Below are 25,043 nucleotides of genomic sequence, written 5' to 3'. Positions count from 1 at the left end.
ACCGGTATCGTCAGGGAGGTATTCCATGTTGTGCAACCGAAATGAGGCCCAAGCGATCCTTAAGAGCTCCTGAATGCTTCAATTAGTACCTGCGCTCGAATAAAGACGAGTTCCCCTCAAACATAAAGCACTATTTTTTTGGGGAGGACTGATGGTAATAAAGTAGTCTTTGCATACAAGCTTGTCTGCCTTCAAAAACCAACCACAACTCCAACACATTATTTAAACCGGTCCAAACCAACACTAGAACCCCGCTAGCCCCTGGATAATTGCTGTCAATCCACTGACCAAACAGAGCAGCAGCGCCAAGATACGCATTGAGTGTTGGGGGATCCTATGAACAACTTTGTTTGCCAATCCATATCCCATTAACGCAGCAGGGAGAAGTGGCAAAGTGATCATGATATGGTCTATAGTGAAGTGGCCGTAGAAAAACAGGACGAATAGCGACATCAATGAGGTGATGACAAAAAATGCCGATAGATTACCCCGTAGCTTTGCAGCCTCCTCGTGCTGCATCAGCAACGCCATCGGCGGCCCGCCTATTGAAGAACTGGTCCCCATGACCCCGGACATAAAACCAGCTATTAGCATACGTTTTGGCGTCGGTTTTAAGCGGTAGGGCAATGCGCTGATAGCCACAGCGATCAAGACCATTATCCCAAGCCACAGAGACAGGGTGGCACCGGAAACAACGGTCAGTAAAAATCCTCCCAACAGCGAACCCGGTACCCTACCGATGATGGCCGACTTCAATCCTCCGATAGATACGCTACTGCGAAGCTTGAAGGCATTGATGATGGATATGACTAACGCCACAATACAAATCGGGGCCGGTACATATTGGGGAGAAAGCTGAAACAACAATGGAGCAGCTACAATAGCCAGTCCAAAACCAATTGCCGTCTGGACAAAGGAGCCAAGAAAGATCAGAAGCGCAGCCAATAAAACCGTGGACTCAAACATTAAAATACAACCAAAAAAGTGCTTTACAACAAGGTGTTAAATTAAAAGGATAATACTACACAAACGTGTTGAACGGATATAATTGTCTACCCTACCCCAACTGAACACTTACCCTCATCAAAATACCCCATTGACGGTCTGGATCTTGTCATCAGGCCATTCAATCACCCTGTCGCACACATTATTGAACAAAGGATAACGGTGGGAGATAACCAGTGCCCCCAAATGCCTTTGCTAGATATCAGAAGCTAGCGAGAGCTAAAATCGTTCTGGAGAACCAAATCGTTAGAAGCCTTGCAAAAATCCCTCCCGCACAGTTAGAGGGCAATATAATACTTGCTTACGAGCCGGTTTGGGCGATTGGCCCAGGTAAAACACCACCGAATAGTGATTATATTGGGCTTATCACAGATTTCATCAAGCAAACAGTCAATGCCAATTTCAAAACCACTCCACCTGTCGTTTATGGTGGGGGGTTGAAAGCTGAAAATGCAGCGATGCTCGCTGATATTTATCAACTCGATGGCGGACTTATTGCCCTGACGAACTTCATCCATCCCATTGGTTTTCAAGTTGATGAGCTTGGCAAGATCTTATCAATTTACACTTCATAGAAAATAATATTATAAAAAATAAAAAGCCCCTCCATAATTTTTAGGCGGGGCTTTTTTGACTATTTCCTATGACACCATAATTAAATAAAATTCAGTAACAATGTTAAAACAAGGTATACATTAACAAACTCACCGATATCACTGTTAAAGTAATTAAATACGTTGTTTTTTCTGAGATCTTTTCTAATAGCGAAGCCGCAACAGGAACACCAATAAATGAACCAAACACAAAGTAAATGGCAGTACTCACATCTGCCTGCCCGCCTTTGGCATACCCTAGCGCGGCAAAACCTGACAGGAAAAGCGCCAGTACAACCGATGAACCAATGGCTTTTTTAATATCCACATTCAATATGTTATTCAATACCGGTAGTAATAAGACGCCACCGCCCACGCCAGTCGAGCCAAGCACGGAGCCGCAAAACATACCGGATAATAAAGCTTTTCTATCGGTATTTCCGGTACCTGTCATTGCTAATTTGGCTTGAGGCTTTGCCCTGAACTTATGAAAAACAGACACCAAGGAGCCAACCATGACCACGGTTACCAAACCGGTAATGATTGACTGAGTAACATCTGCATGTAATGGGTGCTGGTTAAAATAGACAACAATTTGGGTCACTAGAAAAGTCAGCGGCATTGCTCCGATAAATAAAATTGAGATTTGCCGCCATGAGACATTTTTCGCTTTGACATGAATGATAGAGGCATTTATTTTTACCAGTGCTGAGATTAAACTTGCGGTACCCACAGCGAGCACTGGTGCCATACCACAAAATATTTGCAGCATCGGGATCAATAAAACGCCACCACCGACACCAGTTAATCCAAGGCACAATCCAAAAATACTGCCAAGAGCAATTTTTAGCATGATCCCATCGGTAGTTAATATTTCGGTCACAAGACTGAACATATCCATATTGTGTTTCCTAGCATAATTGTAATTATTTACTTTTAAAAGTTTTACTAGGCCTATTTTATAAGAACATCTCAATTAAATTTTATGGCGGTGATCAGCTTTAATATGGTAACCGCAGTAAATTTTTATGGCGACGATCATATTTGTTTATCTCATTATCAGGTATGGTATCCACTGTAATTTTATTGTGTATAGCGGATAATAGCTGTGGATATTCGAACCCAATTAACCCATCAAATAGAGCTAAAGAGTTTTGCCAAAAAACAGGTGGTGTACCGCAGCGGAGTAACAGCCAAAGGCTTCTACTACGTTGATGAGGGGTTAGTTGGCCTATACCAAGTCTCTGAAACGGGGAAAGAATCTCTCCTTAGGATCTACGGCCCGGGATCTTTTTTCGGCTACCGCTCTCTTTTCACCAATCAACATTACCCGTCCACCGCACGGGCAATGCTCGATAGCAAAATAGTTCATGTCGACGTTAACGACTTTAAATCTCTTGATTTGGCGGCACCGTGCCTTGCAGACTTCCTGATGAAGGAAGTCTGTGCCGAGCTGGGCGAAGCCGAAAAGCGGTTGATGCAATTCAACGCCTTCAGTGCCAAAAAGCGTATCCTTGATACCATCTACTATGTGTTCCACACCTATCCCGAGTATCCCTGGACCTACCGGGAAATCGGCGAGTACAGCGGTACAGACACCACAACCGTGATCCGCTACTGTAAGACACTGAAAGAATCGGGAATACTCGAAAGCAACAGCCGCAAGCCACTTCCCGTCAGCCTCCACCAGCTCGCTGATTACCGTAAATCACTATTGGTCAATTAACGCATCATGAAACCACTCAGACGTCGACTTCCGCGCAAGACTTGGCGCCATGAAGGGCAGGCACCAGATTACCGCTTCTCGCTAGCGAATGAACGGACTTATCTGGCCTGGATACGCACAGCGCTGGCGCTTCTTGCTGGGGCTATCGGTATTGACCAACTGACACCGGATCTTGCCGATCCGCTTGTTAGGATCAGCCTTTCCTCTTTTTTGTGCCTGTGCTCAGGTCTGCTGGCTGTATTTGCCTATCGCCGCTGGGCCCAAAATGAGAAGGCTATGCGGGCTAACCAGCAACTCAAATATACCGGCTTTCTCAAGATCATTAGCCTGGTGATGTTGTTCCTTACCTCGGTTGTAATTTTGGTTATCCTGTTATGAATAGCGATCCCGGCCTGCAGCCTGAACGAACGGCCATGTCTTGGCTAAGGACACAGCTGGTTTTATTCGCTTTGGGGCTGCTCTTTCTCAAAGTAACCGAGCATAGCCATTTCATTGCGTTACCCATTATGGGTTTTATTACGATGCTACTGGCAATACTTGCCTCGTTGTACAGCCGCTATCGGTTTACCCAAGTATTCGAAAATAACATGACGGTTTCGACCAATGAGTGCTGGATAAAACAATTTCTCTCTCTGCTAATTGCACTGCTGGCAATTGGCTACCTTGCCTACCTCTGGGCCCCAAGTTTAAATTAGGATTCTTGATGCAACCATCTTTCGGCTGCCACGTGATGGCAAAACCTACCGGCTCAGTCTGTAACATCGATTGTGAATACTGCTTCTACCAAGAGAAAGATAAGCTATACCCTGAAAGGCAAAGTGATTGGCGGATGCCTGACGACACCCTCGACGCTTATATCAAACAGCATATCGAGGCCCAGCCCGGCCATGAGGTTCAAATCACCTGGCAAGGCGGTGAACCTACCCTAATGGGACTGGACTTTTTCCAGCGGGCGGTTGAGCTGTGTGACAAATACGCTAACGGCAAACAGATCACCCATGCTTTTCAAACCAACGGTATACTGCTCAACGACAAGTGGTGCGAGTTTTTCAAACAGCATAACTTCTTAATTGGCGTTTCTATCGACGGCCCTGAGGATCTTCACGATCATTACCGCCAGACCAGAAGCGGAAAAGGTACACACCAAAAAGTCCTTGCCGCTATTGAGCTATTGAAAAAGCACCAGGTTGAATTCAATACCCTTACCGTAATCAATGCCCTGAACGTTAAGCATCCACTGCGGGTGTACCAATTTCTCAAAAGTACCGGTTCAACCTTCCTGCAATTTATTCCTTTGGTCGAGCGTGATACAGCCCAGCAAGACAACCCTATCCAGAACCTTGCCAGCCCCGGCGAGGCTTTTGGCAAAGTTACCAAGTGGTCGGTTGACCCTGAAGAATATGGCCAGTTCCTAACTACCCTTTTTGATTACTGGGTACGCAACGATATCGGCCGGACCTTTGTTCAAATGTTTGATACCACCCTTGCCAGCTGGCTGGGCCAACCTCCCGGCATCTGTATTTTTTCTAAACAATGTGGCCATGCCTTTGCCCTGGAAGCCAATGGGGACTTGTACCAATGCGACCATTATGTCTATCCCGAGTACAAGCTCGGTAATCTCCATGAAACCACCATTTCTGAGATGAACCACAGTGAAGAGGCGATCAAATTCGGCAAGGATAAGTTCGATTCACTGAACGACAAATGCCGTCAATGCCGCTATCTGCCTGCGTGCCATGGGGGCTGTCCAAAGCACCGGTTTGAACGGGGCCCATCAGGAAAAATCGATCATAACTACCTATGTGCAGGCTACTTCAAGTACTTCAAGCATGTTGATGAAGCCATGTCTATCATGGCCCGGCTATTGCAAAACCGTAGGCCGGCTTCTGACATCAAATACTTCTTGGCCGAGCAGCCTGCACCATCCAAAGTAGTAGGCAGAAACGACCCTTGTCCTTGTGGTAGCGGTAAGAAGTACAAAAAGTGCTGCGACAAGTAGCGGAAATGGTATTACCCGGCAGGCACGTTGTTGTTTTCTCTTATCAATGTATAGCAAATGAGGCTTTACCAAAGGGCTTGAAGGTACACTGAAAAAAAGCCCCAAAGGCGTGCTCCACCACGACGTTAACGAGCATACAACCAAACAAGAGTGAGCGACGTATATACTCAGTAATAACACCTTCACCCCAGAGAGTCGTTATGTGTGAAGAGCAACTTTATGAACGTTATCTGCCTGGGTACATGAACACCAACTGCGAACAAGAGAGAAATCGCATTTGGGAACAAGCCAGTGCCGAGACGATTTACCAATTATCGGCTGAATTACAAAGGCTGCGAGGAAGTGGAGCCGACCTCATCAGCTTTGTCCATCCAGAACGCTCAGATGGGCCTGTAAGCGCTTGGCCAGATTTGTTGTCGATGGATATCGTGTACTGGCGTAAGCACCGACACTGGCTGATGGAGCCACAAAATGAAAGTGAAACGAGCCAAAATAGCCGCTTAGGTACAATAGGTCACAACCAAGTACCTGAGAATTACATTAACCAGTATATCGGTGACGATATTCGCCTATTTTACAATTCCTGCTTTGTCTACGGTAGGCTATATAGCGCGCTCCACTACATTTTGGCTCTCGCAAAACGCCAACTCGACAGATGGGCGCATTCCCTCTATCCCTACCAATTGAAAATGGCGCCTCATCATTCAGCCAACCGAACTGGCCCTTCGGTATTAAATCCCCCCCTCCCCGGTGGCGATGCCCTTGGAAGTCATGCCTCCGTGAAAGCCTATTTTCATCAGCAGTACACGAACTGGATCAGCGAGCAATACATCGAATGGATGATAGTTCTCAACGCCCAGCTTAACCGCCAGACCGCGGCAACCTACATTCATCAATATACAGATCCAAACGGCGTACCTTGCGTAGATTTTATCTGCAAAAATGAAAACACATTAAGAATGATACGCCCAAACTATTTTGTCGAAGATATACAACAAATGGCTAATTCCAGTGGCTTCTTAGATCATGAGCTACAACAAATTGTGGCCAGAATTGAAAAGCAATGCCGTTCTTTGGGCTGGTAAGGGATCAAATGCCACTGTTATTTATTGCTAGTTGCCAGCTTGGTTTGGCGCAGCCACCCGTATTGACTCGTTGGCAGCCAGACTTAGAACGCTGTCAATCTAACTGTCCGAGCGACATGATCTTTTTACAAAGATTAAGATTCATTCGGTGCTTATGTTAGCGGATAGGCACAAATGGAAATGTCAGCTAAGCTCATAAACAATATAAGGAGTCAACATGACACAAATTGATATTGGTATTGACTTGGAGAGCAGAACAAAAACCGCAGAGGGGTTGAAGAGGTTGCTTGCTGACTCCTACATCCTCTATCTTCAAACACATAACTTTCACTGGAATGTGGTTGGCCCGAACTTTCGAGAACTGCACCTTATGTTCGAGGAGCATTACACCGAATTAGCAACAGCGGTTGATGACATTGCTGAGCGAATTCGCACGTTAGGCATCCCTGCCCCAGGCACTTTTCAAGAGTTCGAAAAGCTCAGCGCAATCAAAGAAGTGAGCGGTGTACCGAATTCATCTGAAATGGTCGATATCCTGACAAAAAATCACGAGCAAGTAATTAAAACCGCACGCAGTATACTTAAAACCGCGCAGCAAGCTGAAGATGAATCCAGCATAGCCTTGGTGTCTGATCGAATGCGCGTGCACGAAAAAACAGCCTGGATGTTACGTTCGCTTCGTGAATAGCCACAATTTAGAAACGGCCTGGAGGAACCTCAGCCACGAATACCACATACCCGTATTTGATCACCCGCTGTATTGACTCGCACTTGCACTTTACAAAAATGGGAGTATCAGTATGACACAAGAAAAAACGCATGCCGCAGGTAAATGCCCGGTAATGCACGGCTCAATGACAACCAAAGACCGCACAGAGAAAGACTGGTGGCCCAAGTCGCTCAACCTCGATATCCTGCATCAGCACGATACCAAAACCAACCCGATGGCAGACAACTTCGATTATCAAGAAGAGGTCAAAAAACTCGATTATGCCGCTCTAAAACAAGATCTCATCGCACTAATGACAGACAGCCAAGATTGGTGGCCTGCGGACTGGGGGCATTATGGCGGCTTGATGATCCGTATGACTTGGCACGCGGCGGGAACCTATCGTATCGCCGATGGCCGAGGGGGAGCCGGCACTGGCAACTTACGGTTCGCCCCCCTCAATTCATGGCCAGATAATACCAATCTCGACAAAGCCAGGCGTATTCTCTGGCCAATCAAGAAGAAGTATGGCAACAAGCTGAGCTGGGCAGACCTGATTGCCTACGCAGGAACCATTGCTTACGAGTCCATGGGACTGAAAACATTTGGATTCGGGTTTGGCCGGGAAGACATTTGGCACCCTGAAAAAGACATCTATTGGGGGTCCGAAAAAGAATGGCTTGCTCCCACCAATAACCCAAACAGCCGCTACTCCGGGACAAGGGACTTGGAAAACCCGCTTGCCGCGGTAATGATGGGACTGATCTACGTCAACCCAGAAGGTGTTGACGGCCAGCCAGACCCACTGAAGACGGCCCATGATGTCCGCGTGACCTTCGCCCGAATGGCAATGAATGATGAAGAAACGGTTGCCTTAACAGCAGGTGGGCATACGGTAGGTAAAGCCCATGGTAACGGTGACGCTTCGCGGCTAGGGCCAGAGCCTGAGGGCGCAGAAGTCCATGATCAAGGTTTGGGATGGCTGAACAAATCAACCCGTGGCATTGGCAGTGATGCGGTAACCAGTGGCCTAGAAGGTGCCTGGACCACCCAGCCCACCCAGTGGGACAATGGTTATTTCAATTTGCTTCTCAATTACGAGTGGGAACTGAAAAAAAGTCCGGCCGGTGCCTGGCAGTGGGAGCCGGTTGACATCAAAGAAGAAGACAAACCTGTCGACGCAGAAAACCCTGGCGTTCGCCATAATCCAATTATGACCGATGCCGATATGGCTATGAAGATGGATCCTGAATATCGCAAGATATCAGAACGTTTCCACCAAGACCCAGCCTACTTTGCTGAAACCTTTGCTCGGGCATGGTTTAAACTCACCCATAGAGACATGGGGCCTAAAGCACGCTATATCGGCCCAGACGTCCCCCAGGAAGATCTGATCTGGCAAGATCCTATCCCCCAGGGCAACACAGGGTACGATGTTGATGCCGTCAAGGCCAAAATTTCCTCCAGTGGCCTATCTATCGGTGACATGGTGTCAACAGCTTGGAACAGCGCTCGTACTTTCCGTCACTCCGACAAGCGAGGTGGCGCGAATGGAGCCCGTATCCGGTTAGCCCCGCAAAAAGACTGGCAAGGTAACGAACCAGAGCGCCTAGCCAAAACCTTAACAGTGCTCGAGGGTATTGCTAAGGAGTGCGGTGCGAGCTTGGCCGATGTAATTGTGTTAGCCGGGAATGTCGGTGTCGAACAAGCAGCCAAAGCAGCAGGAAGCAATGTCACTGTTCCTTTCACCCCAGGAAGAGGCGACGCCACAGAGGCCATGACCGACGTCGAGTCTTTCGAAGTCCTGGAGCCTTTGCATGATGGGTACCGAAATTGGCTCAAAAGTGACTATGCTGTCAGCGCCGAAGAGATGCTTCTGGATCGAACCCAATTAATGGGCTTGACGGCTGCGGAAATGACAGTGCTCGTCGGCGGTATGCGCGTGCTCGGCACCAATTATGGAGGCACTAAGCATGGTGTCTTTACCGATCGTGTCGGACAGCTGACCAACGACTTCTTCGTCAACTTGACCGATATGAATTATACCTGGGAGCCTGTCGAAAATAATGTCTACGAGATCCGCGACCGCAAAACAGGTAATGTCGAGTGGACCGCTTCGCGTGTAGACCTTGTCTTTGGCTCAAACTCTGTGCTCCGGGCTTATGCCGAGTTATATGCCCAGGATGATAACCAAGAGATGTTTGTGCAGGATTTCGTGGCTGCCTGGACTAAAGTGATGAATGCTGATCGCTTTGATGCGGCATAAGCCTCTTAAAGCTTGCCCTGGCATTGGCTAGCGCACTACGCGGCTGATGGCGAAATAGAGGTAAAAAAAGGCCTACAAGCTAAGCTTGTAAGCCTTTGATTTGATGGTGCCCCGGGCCGGACTTGAACCGGCACAGCGCGAACGCCGAGGGATTTTAAATCCCTTGTGTCTACCAATTCCACCACCAGGGCACGCAATGCTTTGCGATGCCGTTTAGTACAGTAAACACCATCTTTTTCTTACTGCGAATCGCCGTAAGCTTTTAATCTGGAGAGATGTGTTCGACTAGGTACACAAAGTTCCTTGTGGAAACACATCAATCTTTAAATTTGGAGCGACACACGAGGTTCGAACTCGTGACCTCAACCTTGGCAAGGTTGCGCTCTACCAACTGAGCTAGTGTCGCATTGCTGCTTCAGGGCGGTGCCCTGGAAACGAGATTTACTTTAACGGATTGAGATTTTTCGTCAACATTAAATTTTAACTTTACGAATCAATTGATTAAAAAGCACCCCACCTTGTAGATATCACGCACAATCAGCATCGGATTTGCACAACACACGGCCACTACAAACATAGGAATAGTCACAAAACGCTAGACGCTGAAACTTGGCTAACGTAAGGTGTTGCCATGAAGATATACAGCTAAATCAATAACAAAGGGATTTTTCATGAAATTGAGTGTACCAGATAATTACCGCCCCTTACTGGGACTACGAGATACGGAAGTCGCAATCAAAAAGCTAAAAGACTATTTCGAAGATGCTTTAGCTTATGAGCTGTACCTGACTCGAGTTTCAGCCCCGCTTTTCGTTAAGCCGGAAACCGGCTTGAATGACAACCTTAATGGCACCGAACGTCCGGTGGATTTTGATTTGTTGGACGACAATAACGCCCGGGTTGAAGTCGTGCATTCGCTTGCAAAATGGAAGCGTATGGCCCTGGGTCGTTATGGTTTCCAAAAGGACGAAGGTCTATACACAGACATGAACGCCATCCGCCGCGACGAAGAGCTGGACAATATCCACTCAATTTACGTCGATCAGTGGGACTGGGAGAAAGTTCTCGATAAGTCGATGCGTCATGAAACCTACCTTCATACCACGGTCGAAAAAATCTACAACGCCTTCCTCAAGACAGAAAATTACATCTATCAAGAATATCCTGTCTTGGAAAAGCGTCTTCCCCCCCAAGTGACATTTGTTACCTCGGAAGAATTACTGGAAAAATACCCGAGCTTGACGCCAAAAGAACGCGAAAATGCCATCTGCGAAAAGCATGGCGCGGTCTTTATTCGAAATATCGGCCATGCCCTATCAGATGGCGAGAGGCATGATGGCCGAGCTCCCGATTACGATGACTGGAACCTTAACGGTGACCTGCTATTCTGGAACCCAATCCTAGGCAATGCACTGGAACTTTCATCTATGGGTATCCGCGTTTGTGAAAATAGCCTGACCGAGCAGCTAGCCATTGCCGGCTGTGAGGATCGCGCTTCACTGCCTTTCCACAGCATGGTACTGGACAAATCGTTGCCTTATACCATAGGCGGTGGTATCGGTCAGTCTCGTATTTGTATGTTTTTCTTGCAAAAAGCACACATCGGCGAAGTGCAGTCTTCTATCTGGCCTGATGAGATGATTGCAGAGTGTGAAGCCAGCAACATTCTTCTTCTGTAGTCTCACTCTTAAGAGGCCCATCCAATAGAAAAGGCCCCGGCAGCAATACTGGGGCCTCACAGATGGAGCGACTCACAAACTTATACTGTTTTGATTCCTGAATGGGCCGGCAAGCGGATAGAGATAATCGTTGTCACCACCAAGAAGGCCACCGACACCCACAAGCACGCCGCCAAGCCTGCATACTGATAAACCAAACCAGACAGTACGGTACCGATCAAACGGCCCATAGCGTTGGCCATGTAGTAGAAGCCGACATCCAGCGAAACGCCGTCATCTTTAGCGTAACTAACAATCAAGTAGGAGTGCAGTGAGGAGTTAACGGCAAACACCGCCCCGAATACCAACAATCCCACCACAATGGTCAGCTCTGGCTGCCAGTTAAATTGCACGCCGAGGGCAACTCCCAGAGTAATGAGACTAAGCAGACCCGCCCACCCCATCGCTGCCCGGCCATCCGGCACAGCGCCTTTGGCTTTACCGGTAATTTTCGGCGCGATACCCTGAACAAATCCGTAGGCAATCACCCACAGGGCCAGAAAGCCACCGACCATGGTGTGGTCCCAGTCAAACACCTGGCTAAGATAGATTGGCAGCGCAACCACAAACCAGACATCCCTTGCGCCGAACAGGAACATGCGGGCAGCAGACAGAATGTTGATGCTCGAGCTTTTTGAGAAAATTTGCTTGAACTTAATCTTGTTTTTCGCCTTGCCCATATCTTTTTCAAGCAGCGCAAGACTCAGAGTCAAAACCATTGCCAGCAGTGCCGCCATGGCCAATACAGCGCCTTTAAAACCTACCACCGCCAACAGCAAACCGCCAATGAAAAAGCCCGCACCTTTGAGGGCATTCTTGGAGCCGGTAAGAATAGCGATCCACTTGTATAGCGCTCCCTGCTGTTCACCGGGCACCAGGGTTTTGATGGCACTCTTGGCACTCATCTTGTTAAGATCTTTCGCGATCCCTGACAATGCCTGAGCCAGCATGACCCAAGGTACAGTCAGATACGCGGACGGCACCGCAAGCATGAGCAACGCACCAACCTGCATCGCCAAGCCAATGTTCATGGTGCGGTTCAGGCCAAGCTTGGCCCCAAGCCAACCACCAATCAAGTTAGTCACCACGCCAAAAAATTCGTAGAACAAGAAGAGGGAGGCGATCTGCAGCGAGCTGTAGCCCAACTGATGGAAATGTAATACCACCAACATACGCAGCGCGCCGTCGGTAACGGTGAAGTTCCAATAATTGAATGTCACCAGCATGTACTGACGAACATCTTTGGAGAGGTTGGCAATAGCCGAAATCATGCAATAACTCACTGTACGGTTTGTTGCTGTGTACCACTATATATTTCGAAGGCCAGCCCCTATAACTGGGGCTAGCCATTGGTACTGTATTGCTTACGCCAAGCCAACCTTACGGATTAGCTCAGAAGTACGTGTTGCGTAACCCATTTCGTTGTCGTACCAAGCATACACTTTTACCATGCGGTCGTTCACAACCATGGTTGATAGGGCATCAACGATTGTTGAACGCTGGTCGCCTTTATAGTCGATAGATACCAGAGGGCGATCTTCGTAACCCAGAATACCTGCAAGCTCGTTTTCAGATGCTTCTTTCAATGCAGCGTTAACTTCTTCTGCAGTCACGTCGCGGCTTAGGTCAAAGATAATGTCTGTCAGTGAAGCATTGGCCAGAGGTACGCGAACCGCGTGGCCGTTAATCTTGCCTTCAAGCTCAGGGAAGATATCAATGATCGCTTTCGCAGAGCCTGTCGTGGTTGGGATAAGGCTCATGCCGCATGCACGGGCACGGCGAAGATCTTTGTGCGGCGCATCGAGGATAGTTTGGGTGTTGGTCAGATCGTGAATCGTCGTGAACGACGACTGCTCGATACCAAACTTCTCGTGGATAACCTTGACGACAGGAGCAATACAGTTAGTGGTACAAGAAGCCGCTGTGACGATCTGGTGCTTGTCAGCATCAAACAGGTAATCGTTCACACCGACGACCACGTTCAGTACGCTGTCATCTTTAACCGGCGCAGAAACGACAACACGCTTAACGCCCTGTGCTAGGTACTTGTTCAAGTATTCCATCTCACGGTGAACACCGGTTGCTTCAAGAACCACATCACAATCGGACCAGTCTACCGCATCGATATCGCGCTCTTGCGTACAACGGATCACCGAGTCGCCAATCTGCATCGATTGACCATCAGAAGTGACAGCATGGTGCCAGCGGCCTTGTACTGAATCGAACTCCATCAAGTGAGCTAATGTTTTGGCATCACCTGCCACATCATTGATTTGGACAAACTCCACTTCTTCCCAATCAAACGCAGCACGCATCGCCAAGCGACCAATCCGACCAAAACCGTTAATGCCTACTTTGATAGCCATAATCCACTTTCCTTAAACCGTTGACTTGAATATACGAATTTACATATATATGGTATGCCGCATATACTAACCAGATCCGAACCGCTTTGCCAGATCTTTTCTCAAATAATTACCAAGGTCACTACCACGGTAATGTCAGGTATAGAGATATCTGAATACCCTCATCGCTAAATGAATGAAGGATCGCAAAGCAAATTATAGCGAGGCTATGAATACGCTACCGCCAAGAGATAACGAGAGAGTGACGGCATGGAAGAAGTCAACGACAGATACAAAAATGCCCTGCAAAGGCAGGGCATTCAATAAGTAAGGATAGCCTGGGACTATGACTTACTTGTACTGCTGGATGTAATCAATATGTGGCTGGCGCTGGAAAGCCCCAGGACGAAGCGCTTGGATCTTCTCGATTGTTGAGTTCAGCTCTGCACCGCGGGACAGCATAATACGAGCGGCAATCAAACCAGTGCGGCCAGAGCCACCCATGCAGTGAACAGCAATCGCATCACCGTTGTCCAACAAGGCCTGAGCCGCTTTGTTGGCTTCAGGGAAGTTGGCATCAAACTGAGCGCCCGGAGCACAGTCATCTTCGATAGGAAGGTGGAACCAACGCATACCTAGGCCGCGGCACTCTTCCGCTAAGGCTTCCAAACCGCCTTCCGGTAGATCTTCAGGCTCAAGAGCTGTTAGTACTGCTGTTGCACCAGCTTCTTTCAATTGCACCAGTGAATCATGCAGGGAAACTTCTTTGGTACCTGGACATGGAGTCAGCAGCAACTTGCCGCTATCTTCTAAAGGAAGAGTCCAGAACGGATGTGTGTTTGACATATTTGCACCTATAAATAAGTAACTTACTTCTAATTAATTTTTCAACCGCCCGGCAATAACGCCAGGCGCTCTTAATCGCCTTAAATCAAAATGCTAGCTAACTTTGCTGAAGCCTGGCTTTTTACGCTCTTCACGATAGCTGAGCTTGATCTTCTCGTCATTGATCATGCCCGGATTACCATTTCGCACTGTAGCAAGAATATGACGGATCCATACCGGCAAATGCTTAGCCAAATGATAGAAAATCCACTGCCCTTCTCGCTGGGTCTCCAGCACACCGCCATCACGCAGCAAGGCAAGGTGACGAGACACTTTGGGCTGGCTCACGCCCAGCACATCAACCAGATCACCAACGGTCAGCGCTTGCTCATCTTCAATTAGCATCAAGATACGCAAGCGCAACGGATCGCTAAGCACTTTAAATAGTTCAACCGGGCCGATCACCGAATCCTGCTGTTCGCCATTGAGCATCAAGAACAAGGCAATACGACTTTCTAGGCCATCTAGGGTGTCACGGAAAGGCTGTTCGCCACTCTGGGGCTTTGGATCTTTAAAATCCCAGTGCAGGAGTGCATCTGAATCGGGGAATAAGGCACATTCGTTACTGGCCTTGTCACACAGGGTGATCACCGTATCGAAATGCTGCCCTTCGAGATCTGCAGCCGAACAACTGTGCAAGTTATCGCTATTGATGCCGCGCTCGGCCAATACACGGTATACACGAGGATCCACTTCCTCTGGTGCCATCCCTGCACTAACAACTTGGTAATGCTCACCCGCCATGTGCCGCATGGCGGCTTCAGCTAACTGAGAGCGGGCTGAGTTTCCGGTACATAAAAATAAGATACGTTTCATGTGACTCGCGGCAATTGGTTTATATACTCAAGGAACCTTAGGATGTTTGAGCTGCAATTTAAGGCTACTTGAGTATATATGGAAAGCATTATATATGCTTTCCATTATATGTAAATCCCCGCGCAATAAGGTGGCTGTTTGCTTGGTGCTACACCGTATTCTCTAGCACCCACTCACTGACTTTTGCGGCGACGGCTGGGTGATTAAGCAAGTCGAGGTGATCGACCCCACCGACAACCCACTTGTGATCCGCTGGATAATTCAAAGCCAACACCCCTTTTGTGCTTTCTGCAAGCGCACTGGAAACAGGCACTAACCCATCCCCTAGCCGGCGGTTGTTTTCATCTTGAGTGTTTTTGCCAAGGCAGGAAGCAACGGCATAACACTGGACAACATCTGGTAATGTCGGCCGTTGAGTAAGTGCAGTCCCTGACACTTTATCGTGATCAGCTTGCTTGAAAGGGATAGTCGGCGCTTGCCAATCTTCATGGACAATGTATCCACGACTCAGATCTTTGCTGCCGCTGCTGCGAATTTCTCCCAGCTTTTGCAAGAACTTAAGCTGAGGCGTGTTAACCACCTGTTCATCAATCCAGCAAGCAAGCTTGGCAAGAGGAGCTCCATTGTGTGGCGTCCCCAAGGTGATAAAGGTGCGAAGAGCCGACAGCCATTGCAATTGATTGATGCCTGCGTAGTAGCAAGCACTGCGGGTCACCAGCCCCCCCATACTATGACCGATGATCACCAGCTCTTTCACTTCGCAGGGCCAGGCCTGAAGCAATTTCTCCAACCGAAAGGCAAACTCTTCGCCATTCAAGGAAATATGATTGCCGGTGTTGTACCACAAATAGATGGGCGTATAACCTGCATTGATAAACTGCTTGCCATGGTCATGGCCTTTTCGCATCCAGCCTTTATCCGCCATGCACCAGCCATGGACACACAATACGATGCGGCTTGAAGCTTCAGGCAGTTGACGTTCGAGCTCTGCTGCCTCGTCGCTTAAGGTTTGGTTATGATCGGTGAATACCATAGGTATCGCAAACCGACTATTCCTCTGAAGCAAGTGGTCCCCAACCAACCCGTTAAAACTCGCCAGCAACGCATCCCCCTGTGCGGGCGATAAGCCATGTTCGAGCAGCTCGACAACACGCTGCTTGGCGAACTCCGAGTTTTCTATCACTTTGGTAGAAATATCTTCCTTGAGGCTTTTGAGCTTTTCGCTCCATTCATTTTTAGAAATCATTGCTACCTCAAATAAACTTCCTGCTAATTATCTGATAGTAAGCATATAGATTAGAATTAACAACTGATTTTGGCTGGTAATGATGAAGGCAAATTATAAAGTGAGAGTTAAAATAAGACAGTGCATATTAAAAAATACAACTCTTAACCATAGATAAAAAAATTAGAATGTTCATACTAATGTTTAGATAAAATAAAAGACACAGTAAAAATATTACCCTACTGTGCCTTTCTTTTTATTCATTGGTGTCGATTATGCAACGCAATCCTTCACTGCTGAAACATTATCTTTTCTGAACGATATATCGTTCAAAATCATATCTGCTGCTTTTTCACCAATCATAATAGTAGGCGCATTGGTATTTCCACCCACTAATGTCGGCATGATCGAAGCATCCACAACCCGCAAGCCCTCAATACCATGGACACACAAACGTTCATCGACCACGGCGAGCGCATCGTGCCCCATTTTACATGTGCCAACCGGGTGGTAAATCGACTCGGCCTTGCGCCTGATAAACGCTTCCAACTGCTCATCAGTTTGTACTTCCTTACCCGGGAACACCTCTTTGCCGCGATAATGGTCGAACCCCTCCTGCTGCAAGATCTGCCGGGACATTTTAATCGCCTTAAGCATGACTTCAATGTCTTCAGGATGGCTAAGGTAGTTTGCCGTAATACGTGGCGGTTGTAAGGGATCGGCACTAGCAAGCCCTAAACTGCCTCGGCTTTTTGGCCGAAGGTTGCAAGCATGAAGCGAATAGCCATGTTTGACGGTTTGTAGTAGGTCCAAACCATGGTTATCCAGGTAGCAGGGAGAGAAATGGAATTGGACATCCGGCTTATCAAGTTCAGGAGAGGATTTGGCAAAGCCACCAGCCTCGGCAATATTGGTCGTAAAATTTCCCTTCCTAAACAGAAAGTAATCAAAAATACCCTTAATGGCTCTGGTTAATGCTATGGGAGAAAAACCGACAGAATGAAATGTCCGCTCGCGGGTGACCACCAGTACATCAAGATGATCCTGGAGGTTCTTGCCAACCCCCGGCAAGTGGTGCTTCACCTCGATACCATGTGTTTCGAGCTCCTTCCTGTCACCCACACCAGATAACATCAGCAGCTGCGGACTATTGATGGCCCCGCCGCTCAAAATAACTTCTCGCTTGGCCTTGATCTTATAGTTGTGCCCCCCTTTTCGGTATTCAATCCCGGTTGCCTTACCCTGATGGATCACAACCTTCGTCGTCGTTGCATCCGTGATCACAGTCAGGTTTGGCCGTTGTTCTGCCGGCCGTAAGAAAGCCACCGCCGAGCTACACCGCTGGCCGTTTTTCTGAGTCACTTGATAATAACCGACGCCGGCTTGCTCTTTACCGTTGAAGTCGGTCGATACCTGGTGGCCAGCCTGCTCCGCCGCGGTGAGAAACGCATCGGAAAGGGGATTATTAATCCGAAGATCAGAGACATGCAGTGGCCCATCAGCACCATGATAGTTATCTGCGCCGCGCTGCTGGGCTTCGGACTTTCTGAAATAGGGCAGCACTTCATCATAGCTCCATCCTTTGTTGCCCAACGCTGCCCATTCATCATAGTCACTGGCATGGCCTCGGATGTAGCACATGGCATTCGATGAGGAGCTTCCTCCCAATGTCTTGCCGCGAGGCCAGAAGAGTTGCCGATTACCGAGGTTGGGCTCTTGCTCTGTGTAATAGCGCCAATTCATTTTTTTTGAGTGCATCATTCCAATGATACCCAAAGGAACGTGAACAACCGGGCTGCTATCTTTTGGGCCTGCCTCGACAAGGCAGACTTTTAAAGAAGGATCTGATGATAGTCTATTTGCAAGCACGCATCCCGCCGAACCCGCCCCTACAATAATGAAGTCATACATAACTTTCCCTCAATACGATATCCTTATTCAGCCAGCCAATTATTAAATCCAGTCTTCATCATCTTTTTTATTTAATCATAGTGTAGTTTAATTTTTCGATGGTAAATACATCTTGCCTCTGCATTTATTTTTCCCATAAAAATAAAAAGTGATCCATATTAAACTTTTTGCATTTAACACAAGACAAGAACTCAGACCAGTGTAAATATGTATTGGTTAAAGGAATACAGCATTTCTGAATTCATAAAACTTCACGGTTTTCTCTAGTCTATTTTGGATAACTAGAGTTTTCATCAATTATCACGGCACACGTATTGTGCTGGCTAGGAACAAGTAAAGGAACACATCATGGCAGATTTAAAAGCGAGTTTTGAGCAAGCTCAAATTGACGTTAAAGCACTGACTAAACGCCCTTCTAACGACGAGCTACTCGCACTCTACTCGCTGTTCAAGCAAGCAACTGAAGGTGACGTTAAAGGCAAACGTCCAGGCATGTTTGATTTCAAAGGCGGCGCTAAATACGACGCATGGGAAAAACTAAAAGGCATGGACGCTGAGACGGCAATGCAACAGTACGTTGACAAAGTTAGCGAACTCGCTGCCGCTTACGCGTAAGCCCCAACATCTCGCTCCCAACGGAATCTTAAAGGTCGCTATGCGGCCTTTTTTTATGGGCCGCAACTAGACACTCCCATATAAAAAAGCTAGACCCGCATTTGCAGATCTAGCTTTAACTTCCGGTTTAGAGCTGTGTAAGTGACTAGCTCACACTTTTGGCTTGCCCGACTTTGAGGTCTTCTACCGCTGCTTGATCGAGTTCATCTTGGTTTTTAGCCGGTGTTTCCGGATCAATTTCGACGGTTGCCGATAACATTTCGGTTAACCTTGCCAACTGCTTTTCAAGTTGTTCAACTTTACGTTGCTTCTCCTGATAGAGCCTCTCAAACTCGTCATCTTCCGGCGTTAGTGATCCCTGTGCCGCTTCTACTGCTAATTCAACCGCCAATGACTCATCATGCTGGTAACCCAACTGCTCGGCGACAGCCTGCGCCGCGGTTTCCATCACTTCCTGCTCAATCTCGGCAAACGCATCGCACATGTAGTCAGTGATCACTTCAAAGCCCGGCAGGGACTGGTTACATGCCACCAAGGAGAAGTACATGGTATCGGCATTACTGAAGAAGGTGATATTCAGGGTCTGGCCTGGCATCAACAACGAAACAGGATACTGCTCACGCACCTTAGCGCCCATGAAGTAAAGCTCTTCTTTAGCCCCCGGCACATTGGAGATAAGAAGGTTACTGGCTGGCGGAATATAGTTATTCAAGCCAAATTTGCCGCTGAACAATGAGACACCGTTTACCAGCAACGAGTAGTTGATATAAGCATCCGGTGAAATATTCAGGGCTTCGTTTTTCAGATCCGTTGTCGCGTGCTGGATAGACTCAAGACGCTGTAACGGCGATAGCCCCTGCCTGCCCAACTCAACATGACCAATCGACATCTTATTGCCTGATTTACCCTCATCCCCTTTCGCTCGCAGGTTGATTGGCATCATGGCAACCAATGGCTTGCGAATTGGAATTGCACGGTCATTCAGGTAACGGTTCAACGCAATATCACTGATGGTGAACAAGATGTCATTCATCGATGCACCGGTGATACGACTGATGTGCTTGAGCTGCGAGATAGAGAAATGACCAAGACTCACGGCACGGCTACGCTTGGGGCTCAAGTTGAACGGCGTCTTCGGTGCCGTAAACGGTACCTTCAAGTCGCAATCGGCCAAGTTAACCGCTTTTAGTGCCAGTTTACTACCTAAGCGGAACATCGATGGGATAAGTGAAATCTGTTTGGTGGCAGCTACGGCCGTTTTCATTACCATTTCGGTAAGATGGGATTCCTCACGGCGTTGGCGCGATGTCTTTCTCAAATCACATTGCCAGATTGGCTTGCTGAATGATTCTTCAACTGAAGTGGCACAACTCTGGGTAAAGATCTTGCTGGCTCTTACACCGTCAGCCATTGAGTGGTGGATTTTCAACACCAACGCCACCCGGTTATTTTCCAGTCCACCAATCACCCAGACTTCCCACATCGGACGGCTGCGATCTAGCACTTGACTGTGCAGGCGGCCAACAACCTGCTGCAGCTGCTGCTCGTTGCCTGGTGATGGGAGCATGGTAATACGGAGATGATCTTCCAAGTTAACATTGCTGACTGTGGTCCAGCTAGGGCGACCGGTCAAAGACCAGTTCAGCTTCCAGTTAAATGGCGGCACCATTTCCGGTTGTTGCAAAAAGCTGGCGTATAGCTCTTGGGCGTAAGTCCCTGCATGCTCCTCCGGCGGGTCAAGAATAACCAAACCAGTAACATGCATTGGGGTTTTTGCCGTTTCAAAGGCAATAAAGCTGAAATCCAGCAGAGACAAACTCGGCATAAATCTATTCCTTTTTTGCGGTGTGGCATGGTCTGGTTGGTAGCAGTGCATGAGGTATTATGCTGGTACGCTTACCACCAACCAAGGTCTGTCCCTTTGCCATTGTCGCTTAATGTGTACAGTCCGTTACTTTGCAGCTAGTTTTTCTACCATCTCTTGTAGATGGTCAACTTTCTGCTCAAAGTTGCTCAAGCGATCGCGGTCGATCCCGCAAGTTGCGTTGAAAGCCTGGTTGAATTGCGATTCCGCTTGGCCAAACAGACCACGCTTGCTCTCTTGAATTCGCTCAACCATTTCAGTTTCCACTTCGCTGCCTTTAGAAACCAAATCCTGGATTTGCTTGGTCACCATATGCTGCGCCATACCAACCTGCTCGGTACCTTTGCTGTAGGCACCAAGGCCAGCCCAAATCACAGTACGAACAGAAGACTCACCCATCTGGGTGGCTGATTTCACACTACCAATAAGTTTTTTAGGGTTAATCATCGCTTTATCCTCGATAAATCAATTCGATACTTAAACCCTACCAACTAGAATTAGATCAATCTTTCTAATTCAACCAAGGAATTGGTAAGCAGCTCACACAACGTCTCGGTCATAAAGACCACTAACACGAACACCTGCAGGCACATTAGCAATGCTCACTGCGCATATGCGTGACAAATGTCCCAAAACCGCATAGTCGCCAGATTTTGGGGCCTTTTTGTCCAAAAATAGAGTGAACGCTCTAAGTTCAGGGGTAACAATGGGGGGATAACAACAATAAGAACTCATATGAATAATATCGAACAAGGAATGCACTATGTCAGTTTTAGAAATCGTAGATTCATCATACCCTGCTCCTGAAACATCTGACCTCTCAGTGAAAGCTCCCGCTACCGTTGTTGCCACTGCCGATGAACTGGTTGATCAGATCATTGCTAGCGTAGGCAAAAATATTGTTCTCGGTGCGCCGCTCGCCATCGGTAAACCGGTAAGCTTTGTGAATGCGCTATACCAACGGGCCAAAAAAGATCCCAGCATCAACCTGCGGATCGAAACCGGGATCACCTTAGAAAAACCGGTCGGCAAAAGTAAAATCGAACGTGGCTTCCTCGAACCTTTCGTTGCCCGTGAATTCGCCGATGTGCCTGATATCGACTACATCATGGACCTTCGTGCAGGCAAAGTGCCGAGCAACATAACAATCAGTGAGTTTTTCTTTAAAGCCGGCAGCTTTATGAACTCACCACAGCAGCAAAACTACACCTCAACCAATTACACCCATGCCGTGCGTGATCTGCTGGATAAAGGGGTGAACGTCATTGGCCAGTTGGTTGCTGCACGTACTATTGATGGTGTCACCACCTACAGCTTATGCAGTAACTCGGATCTCGCACTCGACTTCGCCATTGAGATCGAGAAACAGAGAGCACAAGGTCGGCATATCACTATCCTCGGCGAAGTAAACAGCAACATGCCATTTATGCAAAACCATGCTGAGGTGGCAAGCACGGAATTTGATTTCATCCTGGACGGCAACAGCCAGCCGGATCACAAAGACTACCAGCTATTTGCGGCCCCTCACGCCAGTATCTCGGCTGAAGATCATATGATTGGCCTCTATTCCAGTGCCCTGATCAAAGACGGCGGTACCCTTCAGGTCGGCATTGGCTCGCTCAGTAGTGCCCTGAGCTACAGCACCTTGGTCCGCCACCAGCAAAATCGCATTTATACCAAGATGCTGTCTGAGCTGAACATCTACGAAAAATTCCCTATCTGCAAGGAAGTAGGTGATACCGGCACATTTGAGCAAGGTCTCTACGGCTGTAGCGAATTGATGGTGGACGGCTTTGTTCATCTGTACCGAGCAGGTATCTTGAAGCGTGAAGTGTTTGAGGATCTCACGATTCAGCGACTCCTTAACGACGGTCTGATCAATCACGAAGTGTCTGTTATGACACTGCTGGCATTGTTAGAGCGCCAAGCCATTTCCGCTGAACTAACCGCCTCTGATGTCTCTTACCTCAAGCGCTTCGGCATTTTCAACGACAAGGTCGACTATGTTGATGGCAAGTTGGTCACCTCAGAGGGCACCAGCAAAGCCAATATCCAAGACAAAGATGCCCTTGAGTGGATCGCCAAGTACGCACTCGGCCTACGCCTGAAAGGCGGTACGGTGATGCATGGTGCCTTCTTCATCGGTCCGAAAGATTTCTACCAGGAGCTAAACAACTTTAGCCAGGAAGATCATGACAAGTTCTGCATGACCAGCGTAAATTACGTCAATGACCTTTACGATCACTTCCTTGGCAGCCAGCAATTGAAGCAAGCACAGCGCCAACATGCCCGCTTCATGAACTCAGGTATGATGGTCACCCTCGATGGCTCTGTTGTCTCGGATGCCCTGGAAAACGGACAAGTCGTCAGCGGTGTTGGCGGGCAGTACAACTTTGTCGCCCAGTCGGGACAAATGCGTGACTCTCGCTCAATCATCAAGATCCGCAGCTGCTCATTCCGCAAAGGTAAGCTACGTTCCAATATCTTGTTTAATTACGGCCACAACACCATACCTCGCCAGTTACGCGACATTGTTGTCACCGAGTACGGTGTTGCGAATCTGCGCAGTAAACCGGATCATGTTGTCTACACCGAACTCATTAAGATTGCGGACTCACGTTTCCAGCAGCAGTTGCTTGATGAAGCTAAAGCCGCGGGCAAAGTGGCCAAGGATTACCAAATCCCGAAAGAGTATGCCAACAATACCCCAGAGGCAATCCAGGCCTTCTACAAGAAGTACACCGACCAGGGTATTTTCGGTCCATTCCCATTCGGCTGCAGCTTTACCGACCAAGAGCTGAAACTGGGCAAGGCACTGAAGGCGCTGAAAGCCAAGTGTGCAACGCCAACTGGCAAGCTAAAAGCTATTGCCCAATCATTGTCTGCACCGAAACCAGACCATGATATCGATATTCTGCTTAAGCGTGTTGGTCTCGACAAGCCAGAGAACCTTGAAGAAAAAATTACGCGCAAGTTAGTGATCGCTGAACTCGTTAAGTGATCAACGCGTTATTAATAGCTGGGCCGCGGATGGCCCAGTTTGTTTATGCCCGGGTAACTTCTAGTTACCTGGGTTGATTTGAAAGCAATGAGGTAATCTATGTCGAAGAAGAGCAAGGAAATGGCGCTGTGCCCATACGCAGCCGTTTGGGGGTGCCCGAAATGTCCGGTAAAAAAAATCTGCCCAGGTAAAACCACCATTGGCGATCAACCCATAAAACGTAAACAAGAAGCAAGCAAGTAACCCGCAATCTGATCCCCAGATGGTGCCCTACCACCATCTGGGGTTCTCCCAGCATTTCATGCAGCCTCATTCATACACATTCGTCTTTCTACACTTTCTCACGAAACCTGTCTCAACGATTGTAAAGTGCTAAAACTCTTGTTGTTTCTTCTAGCACATCATCTCCACTGCTGACTATGATTAAAATAAATCCACCGTCATAGCATTAAAATCGCACCAACTAAAGTCGCAACGGTGGGTAACCAGTGTGGGGGAGAAGCTATGGAAATGATGAAAGCCATTCTGTTTGGCGTTATCTTGTCATTGACTGTTGGGCCAATAGCCATTTTGGTACTTAACAACGGTATGCACCATGGCTATATGGCAGCAGTGCGGAGTGCTGCGGGTGCTGCATTAGCTGACTATTGCTATGCCTTAGTAAGCTTCGTAACCAGCAGCTTATTGATCAACAATCTCGACCAGTACCACTACCAAATCATCCTGCTCTCCTCTTGGGTACTCATTTTCATGGGCTTTTATATGATGTTCAATGCCATGAAAAATACCAAACTCCTTGCAAGGGTACAGCGCCCGGCAAAGAAATTAGGTTTTCGCTCGGCCTTTTACCTGACACTCGCCAACCCGATTGCCATCATTGCACTCTCCGCATTTATCGGCCATTCCACTGAGCATGTGGATTTATTGTTTGCCATGCAACTTGCTGGAGCAGTGTTCGTGGGGAGTTTAATTATTCAGTGCCTGCTTGCCCTTTCCGGCTTTGCACTGAAAGATGACGACAGCATCACCTTTCCCTTCTATTTGCAATTGCTCGGCGGCTTGCTGATTTGTCTATTCGGGGTAAATAACTTTATTGAGCTTGCCGGATGAGCAGCAAAGAAAAAGGCCTAGCGTTAACGCTAGGCCTTCAATGATGGAGGCGCGTCCCGGAGTCGAACCGAGGTCCACGGATTTGCAATCCGCTGCATAGCCACTCTGCCAACGCGCCAAATTGTCCAAACGTACCTATTTAGCTATTACAATTAGGTCGCTTGCTTGGT

22 protein-coding genes and 3 tRNA genes are annotated in these 25,043 nt (G+C 47.9%); 12 read left to right on the top strand and 13 right to left on the bottom strand.

What is annotated here, in order from left to right:
* Window positions 1-243: 243 nt before the first annotated feature.
* Window positions 244-966 carry a sulfite exporter TauE/SafE family protein gene (locus C9J03_RS18245; protein ID WP_044623635.1) on the bottom strand — a complete coding sequence of 241 codons (723 nt, stop codon included), beginning with the start codon at window positions 964-966 and terminating at the stop codon, window positions 244-246.
* Window positions 967-1,181: 215 nt separating this feature from the next.
* Between C9J03_RS18245 and C9J03_RS18240 the strand changes: the two genes are divergently transcribed.
* The gene (locus tag C9J03_RS18240) at window positions 1,182-1,580 is read left to right on the top strand and encodes a triose-phosphate isomerase (RefSeq protein ID WP_052829801.1); all 399 of its coding nucleotides are present in this window, start codon (window positions 1,182-1,184) and stop codon (window positions 1,578-1,580) included.
* Between the two features lie 103 nt (window positions 1,581-1,683).
* Here C9J03_RS18240 and C9J03_RS18235 read toward each other — a convergent pair whose 3' ends face one another.
* The gene (locus tag C9J03_RS18235) at window positions 1,684-2,499 is read right to left on the bottom strand and encodes a sulfite exporter TauE/SafE family protein (protein WP_039460426.1); all 816 of its coding nucleotides are present in this window, start codon (window positions 2,497-2,499) and stop codon (window positions 1,684-1,686) included.
* 207 nt (window positions 2,500-2,706) lie between these two features.
* Between C9J03_RS18235 and C9J03_RS18230 the strand changes: the two genes are divergently transcribed.
* The 7 genes from C9J03_RS18230 (at window position 2,707) to katG (ending at window position 9,383) form a co-directional block, all read left to right on the top strand.
* Window positions 2,707-3,324: a Crp/Fnr family transcriptional regulator gene (locus tag C9J03_RS18230; RefSeq protein WP_052260638.1), complete on the top strand. Its 618-nt coding sequence runs from the start codon at window positions 2,707-2,709 to the stop codon at window positions 3,322-3,324.
* A gap of 6 nt (window positions 3,325-3,330) precedes the next feature.
* A complete protein-coding gene (locus C9J03_RS18225; RefSeq protein ID WP_044623637.1) occupies window positions 3,331-3,702 on the top strand; it encodes a YidH family protein in 372 nt (123 codons plus the stop codon).
* Complete coding sequence (locus C9J03_RS18220) at window positions 3,699-4,019, top strand: DUF202 domain-containing protein (protein ID WP_044623638.1); 321 nt, start codon at window positions 3,699-3,701, stop codon at window positions 4,017-4,019. Before C9J03_RS18225 ends, C9J03_RS18220 begins: the two co-directional genes overlap by 4 nt.
* Window positions 4,020-4,027: 8 nt before the next feature.
* Window positions 4,028-5,323 carry an anaerobic sulfatase maturase gene (locus C9J03_RS18215; protein ID WP_044623639.1) on the top strand — a complete coding sequence of 432 codons (1,296 nt, stop codon included), beginning with the start codon at window positions 4,028-4,030 and terminating at the stop codon, window positions 5,321-5,323.
* Window positions 5,324-5,523: 200 nt separating this feature from the next.
* Entirely contained in the window at window positions 5,524-6,408 is an 885-nt protein-coding gene (locus tag C9J03_RS18210) for a hypothetical protein (RefSeq protein WP_044623640.1), read from the top strand.
* A 217-nt stretch (window positions 6,409-6,625) separates the two neighbouring features.
* Entirely contained in the window at window positions 6,626-7,096 is a 471-nt protein-coding gene (locus tag C9J03_RS18205; protein WP_039460418.1) for a Dps family protein, read from the top strand.
* A gap of 112 nt (window positions 7,097-7,208) precedes the next feature.
* Complete coding sequence (katG, locus tag C9J03_RS18200) at window positions 7,209-9,383, top strand: catalase/peroxidase HPI (protein WP_044623641.1); 2,175 nt, start codon at window positions 7,209-7,211, stop codon at window positions 9,381-9,383.
* Between the two features lie 104 nt (window positions 9,384-9,487).
* Here the strand turns inward: katG and C9J03_RS18195 are convergent.
* Window positions 9,488-9,574, bottom strand: a tRNA-Leu gene (locus C9J03_RS18195).
* 139 nt (window positions 9,575-9,713) lie between these two features.
* A tRNA-Gly gene (locus C9J03_RS18190) sits at window positions 9,714-9,789 on the bottom strand.
* A gap of 265 nt (window positions 9,790-10,054) precedes the next feature.
* On the opposite strand from C9J03_RS18190, the gene asnA reads away from it, so the two are divergent.
* Window positions 10,055-11,062 carry an aspartate--ammonia ligase gene (gene asnA / locus C9J03_RS18185; protein WP_044623642.1) on the top strand — a complete coding sequence of 336 codons (1,008 nt, stop codon included), beginning with the start codon at window positions 10,055-10,057 and terminating at the stop codon, window positions 11,060-11,062.
* 80 nt (window positions 11,063-11,142) lie between these two features.
* Here the strand turns inward: asnA and arsJ are convergent, their stop codons facing one another.
* The 6 genes from arsJ to C9J03_RS18155 form a co-directional block, all read right to left on the bottom strand.
* Window positions 11,143-12,372 carry an organoarsenical effux MFS transporter ArsJ gene (gene arsJ, locus C9J03_RS18180; protein ID WP_044623643.1) on the bottom strand — a complete coding sequence of 410 codons (1,230 nt, stop codon included), beginning with the start codon at window positions 12,370-12,372 and terminating at the stop codon, window positions 11,143-11,145.
* A 93-nt stretch (window positions 12,373-12,465) separates the two neighbouring features.
* Window positions 12,466-13,467 (bottom strand): ArsJ-associated glyceraldehyde-3-phosphate dehydrogenase, encoded by a 1,002-nt coding sequence (locus tag C9J03_RS18175; RefSeq protein ID WP_044623644.1) that lies wholly within the window; start codon window positions 13,465-13,467, stop codon window positions 12,466-12,468.
* Window positions 13,468-13,797: 330 nt separating this feature from the next.
* A complete protein-coding gene (locus C9J03_RS18170; protein ID WP_039460408.1) occupies window positions 13,798-14,292 on the bottom strand; it encodes a phosphatase domain-containing putative toxin in 495 nt (164 codons plus the stop codon).
* 93 nt (window positions 14,293-14,385) lie between these two features.
* Window positions 14,386-15,147 carry a metalloregulator ArsR/SmtB family transcription factor gene (locus C9J03_RS18165; RefSeq protein WP_039460407.1) on the bottom strand — a complete coding sequence of 254 codons (762 nt, stop codon included), beginning with the start codon at window positions 15,145-15,147 and terminating at the stop codon, window positions 14,386-14,388.
* Between the two features lie 148 nt (window positions 15,148-15,295).
* Window positions 15,296-16,393, bottom strand: a complete 1,098-nt coding sequence (locus C9J03_RS18160; RefSeq protein ID WP_044623645.1) for an alpha/beta hydrolase — start codon at window positions 16,391-16,393, stop codon at window positions 15,296-15,298.
* 252 nt (window positions 16,394-16,645) lie between these two features.
* Complete coding sequence (locus C9J03_RS18155) at window positions 16,646-18,283, bottom strand: GMC family oxidoreductase (RefSeq protein WP_044623646.1); 1,638 nt, start codon at window positions 18,281-18,283, stop codon at window positions 16,646-16,648.
* 348 nt (window positions 18,284-18,631) lie between these two features.
* On the opposite strand from C9J03_RS18155, the gene C9J03_RS18150 reads away from it, so the two are divergent.
* Window positions 18,632-18,898, top strand: a complete 267-nt coding sequence (locus tag C9J03_RS18150; protein ID WP_039460400.1) for an acyl-CoA-binding protein — start codon at window positions 18,632-18,634, stop codon at window positions 18,896-18,898.
* Window positions 18,899-19,043: 145 nt separating this feature from the next.
* On the opposite strand, the gene C9J03_RS18145 is transcribed toward C9J03_RS18150, so the two are convergent.
* Both C9J03_RS18145 and C9J03_RS18140 read right to left on the bottom strand, forming a co-directional pair.
* Entirely contained in the window at window positions 19,044-20,723 is a 1,680-nt protein-coding gene (locus C9J03_RS18145) for a wax ester/triacylglycerol synthase family O-acyltransferase (protein WP_044623647.1), read from the bottom strand.
* Between the two features lie 126 nt (window positions 20,724-20,849).
* Complete coding sequence (locus tag C9J03_RS18140) at window positions 20,850-21,209, bottom strand: phasin-related domain-containing protein (RefSeq protein WP_044623648.1); 360 nt, start codon at window positions 21,207-21,209, stop codon at window positions 20,850-20,852.
* 316 nt (window positions 21,210-21,525) lie between these two features.
* Between C9J03_RS18140 and C9J03_RS18135 the strand changes: the two genes are divergently transcribed.
* Both C9J03_RS18135 and C9J03_RS18130 read left to right on the top strand, forming a co-directional pair.
* A complete protein-coding gene (locus C9J03_RS18135; protein ID WP_044623649.1) occupies window positions 21,526-23,763 on the top strand; it encodes an acetyl-CoA hydrolase/transferase C-terminal domain-containing protein in 2,238 nt (745 codons plus the stop codon).
* A gap of 504 nt (window positions 23,764-24,267) precedes the next feature.
* Entirely contained in the window at window positions 24,268-24,873 is a 606-nt protein-coding gene (locus C9J03_RS18130; protein WP_044623650.1) for a LysE family transporter, read from the top strand.
* Between the two features lie 44 nt (window positions 24,874-24,917).
* On the opposite strand, the gene C9J03_RS18125 is transcribed toward C9J03_RS18130, so the two are convergent.
* A tRNA-Cys gene (locus C9J03_RS18125) sits at window positions 24,918-24,991 on the bottom strand.
* Between the last annotated feature and the right edge of the window lie 52 nt (window positions 24,992-25,043).

The organism is Photobacterium gaetbulicola (assembly GCF_003025515.1).
GTDB lineage: Bacteria > Pseudomonadota > Gammaproteobacteria > Enterobacterales > Vibrionaceae > Photobacterium > Photobacterium gaetbulicola.
Note: the sequence above shows the minus strand (reverse complement) of the source record. Positions and strands in the feature narration are given on the sequence as shown.